This window comes from Ideonella margarita, from assembly GCF_038066635.1.
GTDB lineage: Bacteria > Pseudomonadota > Gammaproteobacteria > Burkholderiales > Burkholderiaceae_C > Ideonella > Ideonella margarita.
Genome location: NZ_JBBUTI010000008.1, coordinates 245,317 through 260,983, shown reverse-complemented (window position 1 = coordinate 260,983; position 15,667 = coordinate 245,317). Strand labels below are relative to the sequence as shown.

Below are 15,667 nucleotides of genomic sequence, written 5' to 3'. Positions count from 1 at the left end.
TCGGGTACATCCCACCCGCAGAGGCTGAGGCAAACTACTACCGGCAACTCGCCAGTCAGACTGCCTTGACGGAAGCCTGACTTAACCCAACGGGCCTCCATGAAACCCGGGGCGCTTCATGATGGATCTGAGCGCGGCCACACCGGTGGAGCAAGGCCACTGGGGTGAAACCGGCGAGCTGTGGTGGGGCCGGTATGAACAAGGCGCACCCCGCTGCTGCCGCCTGAACAACCGCACGGTGGCTGCACCGAAGGTGGAACAACCCTGGTGGTTGGTGGTGGGGCAAGAAACCCTGGAGCGCCGCTACAAAGCCAACACCGACCCCAAGCAATACCTGCGCTTTCTGACCGGCAAGGTCACGCCCTGGAGTGATTTGTCAGACAAAGGCAGCGTGCGCTTTGTACTGGAATCGGCCAGCTTGATGCGCCATGTTTACGGCAGCGCCAACAAATGGCTGCGCCAGGAAAAGGTGACGGTGCGCGATGCCCAGCTGGAGCTGACGCTGGAAAAGCAGCTCAGCGGTGTCTTGCAGCTCAAGGTTGAAAGCGGGCGAGGCGGCGAAACCATCAGCCTGCCCGTGAAGCGCAATATCGACGAAACCCCCAGCGCGCCGGCGCAGCGTTTTGGTGGCCTGACGCACTTCAGAATCACCCAGAGCTACATCAATGCCGAAGGCAGTATCCAGAAGTGCCGTTACGACAGCGACTGCTTTCACACGCAGCCGGACCAACCCGACAAGCACTTTGTCAACGACCCAAAGTACCGGGTGCGCGGCATGTTCTTTGGCGCTGACGGGCAGTATCTGGCGATTCTGATGGAGGCGGCGCTGATGCACGCGGGGCCGGGGAACCTGGAGACTGACCGAGGGGATCATCCGGGGGTGTTTGGGGTGGTGGTGATGAAGCGGGTCAAGTCTTGACGGGACTTCATCTTGCTCTCATCGCCTATGTAGACAACGGGTGCAAAAACCACACCGCGTTTGTGCCAATCAGCAACGCGGTGCCAGCGCACATTGGCAGATCAACCGCCCCTGTCGCGAAGCGCTGCATAGGGGCCTGCGCCCCTATGGCTTAGGTAAATCAGCCGACCTTGCGGAGGCGATAGCCCTTGCTCTTCATGCAAAGTCCGACCAGTTCATCCTGCTCAGTCATGCCGACCTTGTTCATCTTCACGCTGTAAAGGCACTCGGACAAAACGCTTTCACGGTCGTGGGTACTTGCGCCTTCTTTGGTCCACTCCACTCGAGGCGGTGCAGCGCATCCGGTCAAAAAGACGCTAAGTGCGGCGGTAGTGACGAGGTACTTCAAAGTCAATAACTCCCAGTTTTCATATTGAGCGGTGCACTTGAATATGCGGTGGCACCAGTTGACCGAATCTCAAGCTTAGATCCAGCTTCGCTTGGAATGCGCTGATCTGGTTGGCTGTGTATTGATGTTCGTGGAAGATTGACCCGCTTGGATCACGCCGAGTTGACCCACCGATTGGAGTTCATCACCGATGCCAGAGCCCCAATCTGGTAGATCAACTAGAACTACCAACCATGTTGTAAATTGGATCAGTCCGACGCGATCGTCAAAATCAACAGATCAAAGGGACAGTGCTTCCGCGTTCTGCGCGCATCACTTCGCGAGCAGCTTCGCCTTTGCAGAATTGAACTCGGCCTCAGTCAGTGCACCGTCCGCATGAAGCTTGGACAACACGCTCAGTTCTGCGGCAAGTCCGTTTGTACCCTCAGGTTTCGCAACTGATTTGGCACCCACAACGGCGAATGCGCGAGCGAGCATGCCACGTACTTCGCGTGGATCGCTTTGCAGCACGCTGAAAACCACCTCGTTGGTCGCAGTACGAAGTGTCAACCAGGAGTCCAAGCTCGTTCGAGTGGAGATAGCGTTCAAAGCCGACGCAACGAGGATCCCAGTTGCTGCACCTTCGACGCCCAGCCCCCCACCTACGATCCCAGCATTCCGGGTTGACTTTCCAGTCCCGGTCGCCTCTATGCCAAGCAAGTCATCCCACGGGATGTCAAATCGCTTTCGAGCATCCATGACGGCGATGCAAACTCCATTCGTAGTTTGGGTCACGTAAACGGGTTCATCGCGCTTCATTGCCAGTTCGCCAGCACTGAACACCTTTGCCAGGATCAATGGAGATGTTGCGATCTCTTTGATTTGGTCAATGAATTTGGCATGAAGAGCCTCAATTCGCAGGCGCTCGCGTTCTAGGGACTGTTGGGCGTTGTATCGCGCTTCTCGCTGTTCAGCCATTTCGCGACTGGCAGCTTTGCCGGCGTTCTTAAAGCGCTGAACAATCGCTGATGAGGCAATCTCTTTAGCCGATTCGATCGCTGACGCGGCAATTCCTCCAGCCAACTCAGTCAACTCAGTCATTGGCGAGGTAATCATGTCCGCCAACTTGCCCAACTTTGCTTGCCGGTGGTTCCTTTGCTCTAGCGGAGTTTGCTTTGGCCAAATTTTGTAGGCAAGAGCGAGAAAAAAAACTCCCACGAAGGGCACTACTACCATTGCGAGGACGTCGAAATGCTTGGCAAAGATAAGTTTGGCGAATAGCAAAAGGCCAAAGGCCCCGACCAACACTGCGCCACCGCGACAAGTCCATTTCCATATCATCGAGATCATTCACACATGATAGTTGAGTTGCCACGTTCTGCCGCACAGGATGCTTCGTTGAGCCAGGCTGGGTAAGGCGTGCAGCGGTGATCAGCCTGAGCCACGCTTTAAAGAAGAGCAGTAGACGGGAAATGAATCGGCTGGGGTTTTCAGGAGGCGCGAGCAACTGAGCAGATGCGGCCACTAGCAACTCGAATACGCTCTTATCTCAGGTCCGCGAGCACGTCGACAATGACATAGGCCGCAACTGAACATAAACGCCCACCGACGCTCAGACTCCTTCTGCTTAGCGCTCGGCCAACTGCCTAGCTCGTTCTTTGGCGCACGCCGTGAGCCTGTCAGCCTTCAGACTGACGCAATGATCTTCGAGGCAGTTCCATTTAGACGCGGCGGCAAATTGCTGCCGAGGCATCTCATGTGGCACAACTTGGTGGTGGGCGAACTAGTCGTCGCAGAGTGCCATGACGTGGAACTCGGCCGCACGGTTCGTCAGGCAACGATCGTGGCTCCCAGTGGCGCAGTGTTGCTTGGGCCTCTTCTTGACGCTGCGTTGGTATCAGCGCGTCGCGGATGCTGGTCTATGACAGGCTGGGAGCGCTTCTGCGATGTCCATCTCGGTGCTGAATTGGCTTGCCAGCAGAGTTGGATGCTGACGCCGAGGGAGGAATCTGAGTCCATGCGACCGCATGCGGCCCATCCTGGGACTTGATGGCCAGCGAGACCGTTCCGTTTACGCAGCTCGTATTCGAGGGCCTCACCATGCTTGTCATGAAGTGCCGAATAGCTCAGCTCCAGCGACCGCTTCAGACTGATCGCGGTTGTTCGCGGTTTGGGACTGGGTGACTGCTCTCGCCAAAAGCCGTCGTCTGAGCTGGCCGGCGTGCCTGCGGCCAGGTTGTAGTGGGAGGCCGCCTGGGGGGTAGGCCTTCGATTACGACACGCAGGTGCGCAAAGTGGGTGCAGCCGAGCTGCTGGACTTAGGTGCCATCCTCGGCAGTCGTTGTTCGCGGCGTCATGTCAGGCCGCGGTTGGGCCTACCGGCCTGAGAATTGAGGCGTCGGGAGTTGGCTGCCTCTGCCTAACCATCGCAAGACGTCTGGTCGTCCTCTTCAACTAAACAATTGCTGCGCCTTCTTGATGGCACAGCTTTGAGATCTGCGGCGCAGGTCGCTAGTTTGCCCTCTTATTGCGTAGGGGCCACCGGTTGCCATAGTTCTACGAGTGCTAGCTGCCCGTCAGCCACATATGAGCCTGCACGCGGAAATCTTGACGTTGCGATCTGACGTCATTCACGACACATGACGCCTTACTAGGCCGAACCCCACCAAGATGCCTTGGTACGATTCGCCAATAGCGAACGAGCATGCGGCAATTCGGTCTTGCGGCTCTGCTATCTCAGCAAGGTCCTCGAATGGCGACGGCAAGAACAAGCTACGGCGATAACGAGCACAGCATCCTGTACGCGGAGACCTCCGGGTGCTGCCCCTTGTGCTCGAAGTCAATTCTTTTTCGTAAGCCGGGCTCGAGCAGGTTGAACAAAGGCTACGAAGTGGCTCATATCTACCCGCTGAATCCGACACCGTCCCAAGTCACGGCTCTTATTGGCCGCGCCGCCCCTCAAGATATTAATGCGCTCGAGAACGTCATTGCGCTTTGCCCCTCCTGCCACACGAAGTACGACAAGGACTTCAGGTTGGATGAGATGGACAAGCTTAGAAAAATCAAGGACGGCTTTCTCGCTGAGGCGCGCGCCAACGCAACGGTGTCCGACTACACGATTCAGGAAGAGGTGTACGCAATCCTGGACAGAATTACTTCACTGAACAACACCGAGCTAGACATCCCTCCACCCAGCTTCGACGCCACGACCGTGGACAAAAAGCTAAGTACGGGGATGAGCCCTTTGCAAAGGCATGAGATCAAGAATCAGGCCATCACTTTCTATGTGCGCATCCGGGACCAGATCCGCATGTTGGAGCAGAGTGACCAAGTAGCCGTGCGCTTACTGCAGAGCCAGATCAATACCTATTACTTGGCGATGCAGCGGCAAAACCCGGGCAACAAGGACGCAGTATTCAACTTCGTCGCGCAGTGGATCAGCGCTCGAACTGGCAGACCACTTCTAGCCGCAAAGGTACTTACTTCCTTCTTCGTACAGAACTGTGAGGTCTTCGATGTTGGTCCCTAGCAAGTTCACACGACTTGAGGAGTCGACACTGTTCAAGATGCGGAAGGTCTTGATGGGAAAATCGCAAGGGGAGACCGTGCAGGATGTCTACCACCGCACTCACGGCGTATTTCAGGATGCGACGGAGTTCCTTCACGCCCTGGATGTGTTGTACGTACTCGGCATGCTGACCATTGAAGTGGAGACAGGCTCGATTGACTATGCTTAAAGAAATCCGATGCGTTCACTTCAGCCATTCATCGATTGATTTCCGCCCTGGCTTGAATGTCATCCTCGGAGACGATGACGCCAAGAACTCCATTGGCAAATCCACGGTTCTCATGGTCATCGACTTCGTCTTCGGTGGCTCGACCTTCGCAGAGAGGGACGATGCGGGCGCCATCCGTGAGCTTGGGCCGCATCGCTACGACTTTTCGTTCGAGTTCGGCGCCGAGAGGATGTACTTTTCACGCGCGACCGATAGCCCTGACCTAGTGCATGAGTGCAACACAGAGTACGAGGCACAGCGCGAGCTTGGAATCGACGAGTACAACAGGCTATTGAAGCGCTTGTATGGGCTGGACGAGCTGGAGGGCACGTTCCGGTCCATCGTGAATCCGTTTTCGCGCATTTGGAAGAAAGGCGGGCTGAACCCAAGCCACCCGTTCGTTGGCGCAGACAAGGAGCCAGTCGCAGCGGCCATCAACCGCCTGGTTGACCTATTCGGCCGAAGCCCTGATGTGGCACTAGAGCGCAAGACTTTGGACGGTCTGAAGAGCCGCAAGAAGCTCATCAGGGACTCCATGACTGCAAGCATCATCCCGAAGATCACCAAGCCCCAGTACCTAGAGAACACCCTGTCAATCGCGTCCAACCAGGCTCAGATTGAGCAATTAAAGAACGGGTTCAGTGGCGCCCTCACTGCCTATGAGTCGCTGTTCGACCAAGACTTGCAGAAGAAGCAGTATCGCAAGCTTGAGCTTGGTAGCCATCGCATCGAACTTCAGACCAAGGTGCGCCGCCTTGAGCGGGAGATCTCGGGCATCACACCACGCCTTGCTGCCAATATTGCGCTGGTCGCCGACTTCTTCCCGACGGTTGACGTGCAGCGCCTCGAACAGGTTGAGGCCTTCCACCAGAAGATTGGCAGCATCGTTAAGAAGGAATTGAAGGATGAGCTGGCTGCCACTTTCGAGGAAGAGCGTGCAACAGCGTCGGAGCTGGCTCAGGTGGATGGTGAGATCCAGGCATCACTGCAGTCAAAGGGCCTACCTGACGACGTGTTCAATCGCGTTTTCGAACTGAAAGGTGCCGTCGACAAGGCCGCTGCCGAAAACTATCACTACGAGAGCAAGCTCAACATCGACGCCTCTGTCAAAGACTCAAACAATCGACTAGAAGACATCTATGCAGGAATTTTCTTGGCCATCGAAGGCCAAGTGAACAGCAAGCTCAGGCCGTTCAACAAGGTGGTCTATGGTCCGTCGCGGGTCGCCTCAGAACTCCGCATTAAGAATGCTGGGTCTTATCTCTTCACCTCACCGGACGACACCGGCACTGGCAAGTCCTTCGCAGGCCTGGTGGGGTTTGACCTTGCGATGCTGTCGCTCACTAAGTTGCCGATGGCGCTTCACGACTCGGTTATCTACAAGAACATCGAGGTGCAAGCGACTGCTCGCATTTTGCGCATCCTGGCAGCCATGCAGTCGAAGCAGATTTTTCTGTCGTTCGACGAGGCGAAGAAGTTTGGGCCGGATGTGGAGCAGCTGCTAAAGCGCTTCACAGTCTTGAAGCTTGCTCACGACGACCTGCTGTACATCAAAGATTGGCGCACTCGAAAGTAGTCGCTTTGCGGGCGCTGGTTGGGTCTACCGTTTGCCGAGCTTCGCGCCGGCCGACGTGAGCATGTCGCGCTGAGTTTGCAGCGGCCGTTGGCACGCCAAAAGACCAGCAACTCCAGACAGCCTCCTGCTGCCACCCTATCAATTCCAGCATTGGGCATATTGCTGGCAGAGCCCACTCGGCAGAGGGAACGTCAACAAACGCTGAAAAGCAGTCCTCCACGTTTGGAGTCAGGCCGGCCGCCATGGCCCAGGTTCGCTAGTCCAGCAGGACCAGCGGACCTGGGCCATGGCCTCCATTGGCCGCATCTGTGCCTTGCGAACCTGACACAGTCCCAAGCCCCCAGTTGTCGACACAGTCCTGGAAACTCCCCTGCCAAAATGCCCCCAAAAGTCGACACAGACTTGTCAGAGTCGACACCTAGTTGTCAAAAACAGGCCACCCCATGCTCCGCTACCTCACCGTCCCCGTCACCGCCTTCCAGCAAAACTGCTCCATCGTCTGGTGCGACAGCACCATGGACGCGGCCATCATTGATCCGGGTGGTGACATTGAGGTGCTCAAGGCCGAGGTGGCGCGGCTGGGTGTGAAGCTGGTGGCCCTGTGGATCACGCATGCGCACATCGACCATGCGGGCGGCACGGGGCAGTTGGCGCGGGAGTTGGGCTTGCCCATCATCGGCCCGCATCCGGGTGACCAGTTCTGGATTGACGGCTTGCCGCAGCAAAGCCAGATGTTCGGCTTTCCGCCGGCGGAGCATTTCACGCCCACGCGCTGGCTGGCGGACGGCGACACGGTGACGTTGGGCGAGTGCACGCTGGACGTGCGCCACTGCCCGGGCCACACGCCGGGGCATGTGGTGTTCCACAGCGTCGAGGCGAAGCGCTGCTTCGTGGGTGACGTGCTGTTCGCGGGCTCCATCGGCCGCACTGATTTCCCGCAGGGCAATCACGCCGCGCTGATCGCCAGCATCACCGAGCGCCTGTGGCCGATGGGTGACGACACGGTGTTCATCCCCGGCCACGGCCCGGAAAGCACCTTCGGCCGTGAGCGCCGCACCAACCCCTACGTGGGCAATACCTGAGCGTTCAGGGCTGGGGCCTGCCCAACCCAATGCCCGGTGTCAGCGCGGCAGTGGCGGCGGGTTGAACCGCTGCGGCGGGCGCTGGGCCCGGTCGTACAGCGGCTCCACCTTCGGCAGCGTGCGTTCAATGTCTTGAATGCGCGAAGGCCCGGACGGGTGGGTCGACAGGAACTCGGGCGGCGCGCCTTCGCTGGCCTTCATCATCTTCTGCCACAGCGTCACGCCCGAGCTGGGGTCGTAGCCGGCGCGCGCGGCCAGTTCCAGGCCCACCAGGTCGGCTTCGCTTTCGTCTTCGCGGCTGAACTTCAGCGTCAGGATCTGCGCGCCCATGTTCAGCGCCGCGTCGCCCAGGTTGCCCAGGCCCAGCAGTGAGCTGACCAGGCCGGCACCGATGCGCGTGGCCGCGGTTTTGCCCATGCGTTCGCGGGCGTGCTCGCGCAGCGCGTGGGCCATTTCGTGGCCCATGATCATGGCGACTTCGTCGTCGCTCAATTGCAGGCGCTGCAGGATGCCGAAGTAGAAGGCGATCTTGCCGCCGGGCATGCAGAAGGCGTTCAGCTCCTTTGAGCCGAACAGGTTGATTTCCCAGCGCCAGTTGGTGGCGCGGCGGTTCCATTCCTCGGTGTACGGAATGATGCGCTGGGCAATGGCGCGCAGGCGTTGCAGCTGCGGGTTGTCGTCGCCGGCCAGCGCACGCTTGGCGGCGGCTTCTCGCTTCATCTGGCCGTATTGCTGGTTCGCGGCCTGCTCCACCTGGTCGGCCGACACCAGCTTGGTGAAGCGCGATTCACGGCCCACGTCACCACGCACGCCTTCCTGGGCGAATACGGCGCCAGGCAGCAGCGTGCCCGCCACCAGGCCGGTGGCCATGCGGCGGCGCGCGTGCAGGGCGCAGCGGCAATCGCCGCGGTGCGCCAGCGCGGGCAGCGTCAACTCGGCATCGGTGCAGAAGTGCGGGGAGGTGCCGTCAGGCAGGTGCGAAGGCAAGGGCATGGTGGCGTTGATTGTGCAGCTTGTCAGTCGTCGGTGGGCAGGTTCTGGGTGTCGTCACGCACCAGCGCTTCCACACTCGGGCGCAGTCGCCAAAGCATCACCAGCGCCGGGGCGGCCAGCACGGTGGAGACGATGAAAAAGCTCGGCCAGCCGATGGAGGCGGCCAGCACACCGGCCAGCGGCCCCACCCACACCCGACCGACCGACGCAAATGCGCTCAGCAGCGCGAACTGCGTGGCGGTGAAGCGCTGGCTGGTCAGGCTCATCAGCAGCGCCAGGAAGGCGGCGGTGCCCATGCCGCCCGAGAGGTTCTCGAAGGCAATCACCATCAGCAAGCCGCCGTCTACTGGCGTGGGCTGGGCGAGCTGCACGAAGCCCAGGTCAAACGCCGGAATGATCAGGCCGGGCAGCACGCCCTTGCCCGCAGTGGCCAGCCACCAGAAGCCCAGGTTGCTCAGCAGTTGCAGCACGCCGAACACCATGAGAGAGCGCCACAGGCCCAGGCGCAGCATCAGCGCCCCGCCCGCCAGCGCGCCAAGAATGGTCAGCCACAGGCCCATGACCTTGTTGACCAGTCCCACCTCGGCCGAGGTGTACGCCATGCTCTTCAGCAGGAATGGCGTCATCAGCGAACCAGCAAACGCATCGCCCAGCTTGTACAAGATGATGAAGGCCAGAAAGGCCACCGCGCCCGGCTGTGAAAAGTAGTTCTGCAAGCCGTTCAGCAGCGTGTTGAAGCGGGCCTTGCGCGCGGCCCAGCCGGCCAGCGGCAGGGTGAAGGCCAGGCCGGCCAGCAGGGCCACCAGGTCGATCCAGCGCTGCTGCAAGGCAGGGGTGAGGCTGCTGCCAGCCAGCACCGGGTTGAGCAGGCGGTGCGCCAGCGGGCCAAACAGCAGGTCAGTGATCAGGTAGCCGGCCACCGCCGCACCACTCACGGCCAGAAAGCCGAGCACGTCGTTGCGGGCGCTGCCGGGCTGGTGGGCGTCAGCGGGGTCTGCCGCGCCGCTGGGCGCTGCAGGTGCCGGCAGGCGGGGCAGCAGCACCGCGCTCAGCACCGCGGCACCGGCCATCAGCAAAGCCATCAGGCGATACACCTCCGGCCAGGTGCGGCCGCCGCCCTGGGCCATGTCGGTCCAGATCAGGGCCACGCCGCCCGACAGGATCATCGCCATCCGGTAGCCCATCACGTTCAGCGATGAGCCCAGGCCGCGTTCGCGCGCGGGCAGCAGGTCGGTGCGGTAGGCGTCACTGGCCACGTCCTGCGAGGCCGACAAGAACGCCACCGCCACGGCCACCAGCGCAAACACCTGCAGCGATTCACGCGGGGGCGTGGCCGACAGCACCACCAGCGCGCCTGCCAGCAACAGCTGCGTCAGCACCAGCCAGCCGCGCCGCCGCCCCAGCAGCGGCAGGTCGAAGCGGTCCATCAGCGGCGCCCACAGGAACTTGAAGGTGTAGGGCAGGCCGACCAGGCTGAGAAAGCCGATGGCCGCCACGTCCAGCCCTTCCACGCTCAGCCAGGCCTGCATGGCCTGGCCGGTCAGGGCCAGCGGCAGGCCAGAGGCAAAGCCCAGCACGGCCACCACCAGCAGGCGGTGCCAGGCCCCGCGGCTCATTCGGGGGGCGGGGGCGGCAGGGCCGGGTGTCAGCTGATCGGGGGTGGCAGGCATCCGACGATTCTAGGAGCCGGTTTCGAGCCGCCACATTCTCGTCTGGCGGCCATTGACTGGCCGCGTCACAATAGAGCGATAACTACACGGGCCCGCCAGCATCGGACTGGCCCGGCCCAACCTCAGAGTGGAGTGCGGTTTCAGATGTCGGATAACCCGGTTTGGTTTTGGCAAGTCATCGCAGTGGCTGCGGTGGGGGGCTTGGGTCTCGGCATCTGGATCGACTCGGTGCGGCGCAAGCGCCAGAAGGCCAAATCGAAGCGCCGCGTGGTGCGTCCGCCAGCCGAAGCTGATCGGCCATCGATGCTGCATTCGCAGCTGCCCGGCGTGCCACCGGCCTCCGGTTTCCGCTCTGAAAGTGCCCAGACCCGCCTGCTTGAGCGCCTGCGTGAGAACAATCTGGAGCTCGCAGCCAAGGTCAAAGCCCTGACGGAGCAACACGCCCGGGCGTTTTCTGAATCAAACCAGCAACAAGAAGCTGAAAAAATTCGCCAGGAGCGCCAACTTGAAGAATTGCGTCAAGCGCACTCCGGTGAGCTGGCGCACCTGATGTCGGTGCTGGTGGAACAGGTCGATGGCATTCACAAGGCCCACGCCGCCCAGGTGAAGAACCTGGAGGCTGAACTTGAGCGTTTGCGCACCCAGGGCGGCTCCGCAGGTGCGCCCACGGCCATGGCCACCGAATTCGCCAACACCATCGTGTCCACGTCCCCGCCGCGGCTTTGAGCCGGGCTTTTTCAGGCTTTGTCCATGGATCTCTTTCTCTCTGCAGCTTGGTTGGTGTGTGGCGCCGTGGTGGGTGCCATGCTGGCACTGGTGCTGGGGCCGATGCGCGCCAAGAAGCAGGCCCAGCAGGCCAAGCTGGCGCTGGCCGACGGCCAGCAGCGCCGCGCCCTGGAGCGCATGCGTGAAAGCCACCATGAGCTGACCGAACAGATCGAGAGCCTGAACCGCCGTCATGCCCAGCAGATTGAAGCGCTGAAGCACCAGCACGGCATCGAGCTGCGCGCCGCGGAAGACGAGATTCGCCGTGTGCGTGAGCAGGTCAGCCGCCTGCTGGACGTGGCCGAAGAGGGCCAGGTGATTTCCGGCACCTCGTTCCAGCCAACGCAGTTCGACGAATCAGAGCCGCCGGCGCCGCCCAAGCGCTGAGCGTTCAAACCGCTCGCGGGCGCCACGGCGCGCCGTGATCAGCCTGCCGCCATCAACCCAGCAGTACCCGCCGCGCGGCGCCGCCCAGGCGCGCCAGCCAGTGCGAGGTGGGCAGCACCACCAGCGCCCGGGCTTGCTGCCGCGGGCCGGGGTGTTGCAGCAAGCGCAGCGGTGGCTGCTGGCTTTCGCCCGGCAGCAGGTCCAGCGTTGACGGTGAAAAGGGGTGGCGTGTCATGGGTGGTCGGCTGCAGCACTGACGCTGATGCCGTGAGCGAACTCTATGGATTCGCTGTTTTGCATACAACTGCTTGATGTGCATCTGCGTTCTGCATATTTGCAGTGATGTGGGACACTCCGCCTCATGGCTGGACTGGACTGGAGCGACCTGAGATATGCCCTCGCGATCGGGCATGCGGGGTCATTGGGTGGCGCGGCCCGGCAGCTGGGCGTGAATCACACCACGGTGCTGCGGCGCCTGGATGCACTCGAGAGCCGCCTCGGCGCGCGCTTGTTCGAGCGCCACCGCACCGGCTACGAGCCCACCGAGGCCGGCGCGCTGGTGCTGGAGCAGGCCCGGCGCATGGCTGACCAGGCCGACGAGATCGAGCGCCGCGTGATGGGCCGCGACCGCGAACTCACCGGCGAGCTGCGCGTGACCACCGCCTTCGTCGTGATGGAGCACCTGCTGCCCGCGCCACTCGCCAGCTTCGCCCGCACCTACCCCGGCATCGAGGTGGAGGTGATGGAAAACGCGTTCCTGGTCGACCTGGCCCGCCGCAGCAGCGAGCCCGGCCAGAGCTGGACGCAGCGCGAAGCCGACGTGGCCGTGCGGCTGTCGGCCCATGTGGCCGAGCACCTGGTCGGCCGGCCGCTGGGGCTGTCTGAATGCCGTGTCTACGCCCTGCGCGGCGCGCCTGACCTGCCCCAGACCATCACCCCGCTCGCCCACTTGCTGGCCGATGCGCCCTGGGTGGCGTTCGAGCGTGATGCCCAGGCGCGTGTGTATGACCGATGGATGCGCCAGGCGCTGGCCACGGCGCACATCCGCGTGCGCGTCGATATCTTCAACGCCGTGGCCGCGATGTTGCGCACCGGCGTGGGCGTGGGCATCCTGCCCACCTTCATGGAAGAGCGGCACCCCGAGCTGATGCCCGTGTCCGATCCGCTGCCGGAGCTGGAAGTGCCCGTCTGGATGCTGACCCACCCCGATCTGCGCGACACCGCCCGGGTGCGCGCCTTCATGCAGCATGTGGGCGACGCCATCGCGTTGCGGCTCAAGCCGGCCTGACCCGGGATGGCGCCAGAAAAGCGGGGTAGTCGCATGGTTTGACACTCGTTCGCGCAGCGTGCCAACGGTGACACTGGCAACATCGAGCAACCTCTGGCCCCTGCCGGCCCGCCCGTTCACCCCATGAGCCGCCCCAACCGCCGCAACCTTTACCGCCTGCTGCATGTGCAGCCCGGCGCGCCCGTCGAGGTGATCAAGGCCAGTTACCGGGTGTTGATGGGCACGCTTCGGGCCCACCCCGACCTGGGCGGTGACCACGAACAGGCGGCCTTGTTGAACGAGGCCTGGGCGGTGCTGGGTGACGCCGATCGCCGCGCCGCCTACGACCGCGAACTGGCCGCCAAACTCAAGGGGCAGCGCAAGGGGGCGGCATCGTCCGCTGCCGGCGCCTCGGCCCGCGCGGCTGATTCACACGCCTCACCCGCTCCAGCCGCACCCAAACCCACACCGCAGCCTGCCGCTGCACCCGCGCCCGCCGAGCCGGCACCGCCCACCGGTGCCCGCCTTTGGCGCCAGCGTGGCCAGTGCCCGCTGTGCCAGCACACCTTGCCGCCGCGCCTGCTGGCCGACAGCCGCTGCGCCAGTTGCGACAGCCCGCTCAGCCCCGCACCCGACACCGACCACGTCGGCAAAGAGCTGTTCGGCCGCCGCGCCTCGCTGCGCATGCCGCGCGATGAATCACTGACCGTGCAGCTCGGCAAGGCCGGCGCACTGCTGCCGGCGCGCTGGCGCGACATGTCGCTCACGGGTTTGAGTTTTCTGGCGCCGGCACCCTTGCCGGCCGGGCGCGTGCTGCGCATCCGCGATCACACCATCGACGCCCTGGCCGAGGTGGTGTCTTGCCACGGGCACGCCAGCCAGCAGCTGGTGCATGCCCGCCTGCTCACCGCGCGCTTCCTTCAGCCGCGCGGGCAGTTCGTGTCGACCTCGGCGTAAGGCCGAGGCGGCACTTCAGCACTTCAGCGCCTCAGCACCTCAACGCGTCGAGACCGGCTGCTTGCTGGTGTCGATGTCCACGTACTGCCACCAGTCCTGCCAGAACAGCGGACGGCGGTAGCCTTCCACCCAGGGGTGGGCCATGTCCGTCACGAAGCGGTGCAGGTGGTTCTTGTACGGGGCGTAGGCCACGCTGATGCGCTTGGCTTCCACGAACAGCGCCTCGCGCTCGGGGCCGTCGGGCAGGCCCTGCATCTTGGTGTAGATCGCGTCGAAGGTGTCGTTCTGGAAGCGGGCCAGGTTGGCGCCGCCCTTCATCGGGCCGTACAGGCGGCCGAGTGCGCTCTGGCCGTCACGCTGCGACGCGGACGAGGCCACGCCCCACATCTGCAGCTTGCCGGCCTGCGCCGCCTTCAGGTTCTCGGGCCACTTGGCCGACTTGAACTCGATGCGGATGCCGATGGCCTTCAGGTTGCGCTGCCAGAGGTCGTCCAGCTGGCGTGATTGCTGGTCGGGCTGGGTGTTCTTGGTCAGCTTCAGCGGGCTGCCGTCGGGCAGGTCGCGCCAGCCGTCGCCGTCCTTGTCGACATAGCCGTACAAGTCGAGCAGCGCGCGTGCGCGGGCCGGGTCGAAATCACCCATCTCCGACTTGAACTTCGGATCAAAGCCGGTGGTGTGCGGCACGGTGATGGCCTGGGCCGGAATGCCCTGGCCGCGGCGCACGAGGTTGATCTCGCGCTCGATGTCGATCGCCATGTTCACGGCGCGGCGCAGCGCGATCTTCTCGGGCGTGTAGCCGCCGACCACCGGGTCCTCCATGTTGTAGAGGGTCAGCACGATGTCGGGGTTCAGCTGGCGGAAGGCCTGGATGCCTTGCTTGGCCAGGTTCGGCGCCAGCTTGCCACCGGGGATGGCGATGGTGGCGAAGTCTTCGGGCAGGCGGTCGAGGAAGTCCTGCTGCTTGTTCAGGAACGACAGCCAGCGCGGCTGGTTCTCTTCGATGATCGACACCTCGACCCGGTCCACCATCGGCAGCTGGCGGCCCTTGTATTTGGCCAGCATGGCCTGGCCGGCCGCGTCGTCGGCGGCGGGCTCGGCGTCGTAACGCAGGCGGTAGTCTGGGTTCTTCTCCAGCGCGATGAGCGAGCTGCGGCGCCACTGCGCCAGCTTGAACGGGCCGGTGCCCACCGGGTGCTCGGCGATCTTGTCGCCGTAGAACTCCACCACCTCGCGGGCGATGCCGCCCAGGGTGTCGCCGCTGGCCAGCGTCTCGGTCAGGCGCGGCCGTGACTCGGTCACTTCCAGGCGCAAGGTGTAGCGGTCAATCGCGCGCACGCCGGGCACTTCGCGGTCGTAGTCAAAGGGCTTGCGCTTGTCGAGCGCTTCCTTGCGCAGCGCGTTCAGGCCGATGAAGTTCAGCTCTTCCAGGTCACCCCAGCCAGGGCTCTTGGTGGAAGGGTCAGCGAAGCGCTTGATGGCGTAGGCGTAGTCGGCCGCCACCAGCTCACGCTTCTTGCCCTTGAATGCCGGGTCGTCGGTGAAATAGATGCCGGGCTGCACCTTGATGGTGAACACCTTGAAGTCGGCCGAGATTTCCGGCATGCCGGCGGCGGTGAGCGGCTTCATCTTGATCGGCCGCGCCAGGTGGTCGTAGGTGTACAGACCTTCGAGCATGTGGCTGATGACGATGCGCGAATACAAATCGCTCACGCGGGCCGGGTCGAACCCGGTTTCAGCCACGCGGAAGGCGTAACGCAGCACCTTGGGTGCAGTGGCGGCTGCGGCGGCAGGCGCATCAGCGGCCAGGGGGCTTGATGCCGGGGCGATGAGGCCACCACAGGCCAGCGCCAGGGCGCCCAGGGTGTGGGCCGCGCGGCGACGGCTGAACAGAACAGACACGGTCATGGG

The 15,667-nt window shown here is 62.8% G+C and carries 15 protein-coding genes; 9 read left to right on the top strand and 6 right to left on the bottom strand.

The genetic code is table 11. The features are described from left to right. The first annotated feature begins 253 nt into the window (after positions 1-253). On the top strand, positions 254-919 hold the full coding sequence (locus AACH00_RS13595) for a hypothetical protein (RefSeq protein WP_341399691.1): 666 nt from the start codon (positions 254-256) through the stop codon (positions 917-919). A 160-nt stretch (positions 920-1,079) separates the two neighbouring features. On the opposite strand, the gene AACH00_RS13590 is transcribed toward AACH00_RS13595, so the two are convergent. After that, positions 1,080-1,307 carry a hypothetical protein gene (locus AACH00_RS13590; RefSeq protein WP_341399690.1) on the bottom strand — a complete coding sequence of 76 codons (228 nt, stop codon included), beginning with the start codon at positions 1,305-1,307 and terminating at the stop codon, positions 1,080-1,082. A gap of 312 nt (positions 1,308-1,619) precedes the next feature. Further along, positions 1,620-2,636, bottom strand: a complete 1,017-nt coding sequence (locus tag AACH00_RS13585) for an SHOCT domain-containing protein (RefSeq protein ID WP_341399689.1) — start codon at positions 2,634-2,636, stop codon at positions 1,620-1,622. Positions 2,637-3,990: 1,354 nt separating this feature from the next. Here AACH00_RS13585 and AACH00_RS13580 point away from each other — a divergent pair. From AACH00_RS13580 to AACH00_RS13570, 4 genes are all read left to right on the top strand, one after another. Continuing rightward, on the top strand, positions 3,991-4,815 hold the full coding sequence (locus AACH00_RS13580; protein WP_341399688.1) for an ABC-three component system protein: 825 nt from the start codon (positions 3,991-3,993) through the stop codon (positions 4,813-4,815). After that, positions 4,802-5,023 carry an ABC-three component system middle component 7 gene (locus tag AACH00_RS19875; protein WP_423221933.1) on the top strand — a complete coding sequence of 74 codons (222 nt, stop codon included), beginning with the start codon at positions 4,802-4,804 and terminating at the stop codon, positions 5,021-5,023. The genes AACH00_RS13580 and AACH00_RS19875 overlap by 14 nt, the downstream gene beginning before the upstream one ends. 52 nt (positions 5,024-5,075) lie before the next feature. After that, a complete protein-coding gene (locus tag AACH00_RS13575; RefSeq protein ID WP_341399687.1) occupies positions 5,076-6,638 on the top strand; it encodes a DUF2326 domain-containing protein in 1,563 nt (520 codons plus the stop codon). Positions 6,639-7,081: 443 nt separating this feature from the next. Continuing rightward, a complete protein-coding gene (locus tag AACH00_RS13570; RefSeq protein ID WP_341399686.1) occupies positions 7,082-7,720 on the top strand; it encodes an MBL fold metallo-hydrolase in 639 nt (212 codons plus the stop codon). A gap of 39 nt (positions 7,721-7,759) precedes the next feature. Here the strand turns inward: AACH00_RS13570 and AACH00_RS13565 are convergent, their stop codons facing one another. Both AACH00_RS13565 and AACH00_RS13560 read right to left on the bottom strand, forming a co-directional pair. Continuing rightward, entirely contained in the window at positions 7,760-8,713 is a 954-nt protein-coding gene (locus tag AACH00_RS13565; RefSeq protein WP_341399685.1) for a M48 family metallopeptidase, read from the bottom strand. A 23-nt stretch (positions 8,714-8,736) separates the two neighbouring features. Next, positions 8,737-10,383, bottom strand: a complete 1,647-nt coding sequence (locus tag AACH00_RS13560; protein ID WP_341399684.1) for an AmpG family muropeptide MFS transporter — start codon at positions 10,381-10,383, stop codon at positions 8,737-8,739. Positions 10,384-10,584: 201 nt separating this feature from the next. Between AACH00_RS13560 and AACH00_RS13555 the strand changes: the two genes are divergently transcribed. Beyond that, entirely contained in the window at positions 10,585-11,109 is a 525-nt protein-coding gene (locus tag AACH00_RS13555) for a hypothetical protein (RefSeq protein WP_341399683.1), read from the top strand. A gap of 24 nt (positions 11,110-11,133) precedes the next feature. After that, a complete protein-coding gene (locus AACH00_RS13550) occupies positions 11,134-11,535 on the top strand; it encodes a hypothetical protein (protein ID WP_341399682.1) in 402 nt (133 codons plus the stop codon). 52 nt (positions 11,536-11,587) lie between these two features. Here AACH00_RS13550 and AACH00_RS13545 read toward each other — a convergent pair whose 3' ends face one another. Further along, positions 11,588-11,770: a hypothetical protein gene (locus AACH00_RS13545; RefSeq protein WP_341399681.1), complete on the bottom strand. Its 183-nt coding sequence runs from the start codon at positions 11,768-11,770 to the stop codon at positions 11,588-11,590. A gap of 126 nt (positions 11,771-11,896) precedes the next feature. Between AACH00_RS13545 and AACH00_RS13540 the strand changes: the two genes are divergently transcribed. Both AACH00_RS13540 and AACH00_RS13535 read left to right on the top strand, forming a co-directional pair. After that, positions 11,897-12,823: a LysR family transcriptional regulator gene (locus AACH00_RS13540; protein WP_341399680.1), complete on the top strand. Its 927-nt coding sequence runs from the start codon at positions 11,897-11,899 to the stop codon at positions 12,821-12,823. Positions 12,824-12,946: 123 nt separating this feature from the next. Further along, positions 12,947-13,759, top strand: coding sequence for a DnaJ domain-containing protein (locus tag AACH00_RS13535; RefSeq protein ID WP_341399679.1), 813 nt, complete (start codon positions 12,947-12,949; stop codon positions 13,757-13,759). A 39-nt stretch (positions 13,760-13,798) separates the two neighbouring features. On the opposite strand, the gene AACH00_RS13530 is transcribed toward AACH00_RS13535, so the two are convergent. After that, entirely contained in the window at positions 13,799-15,664 is a 1,866-nt protein-coding gene (locus tag AACH00_RS13530; protein WP_341399678.1) for an ABC transporter substrate-binding protein, read from the bottom strand. Between the last annotated feature and the right edge of the window lie 3 nt (positions 15,665-15,667).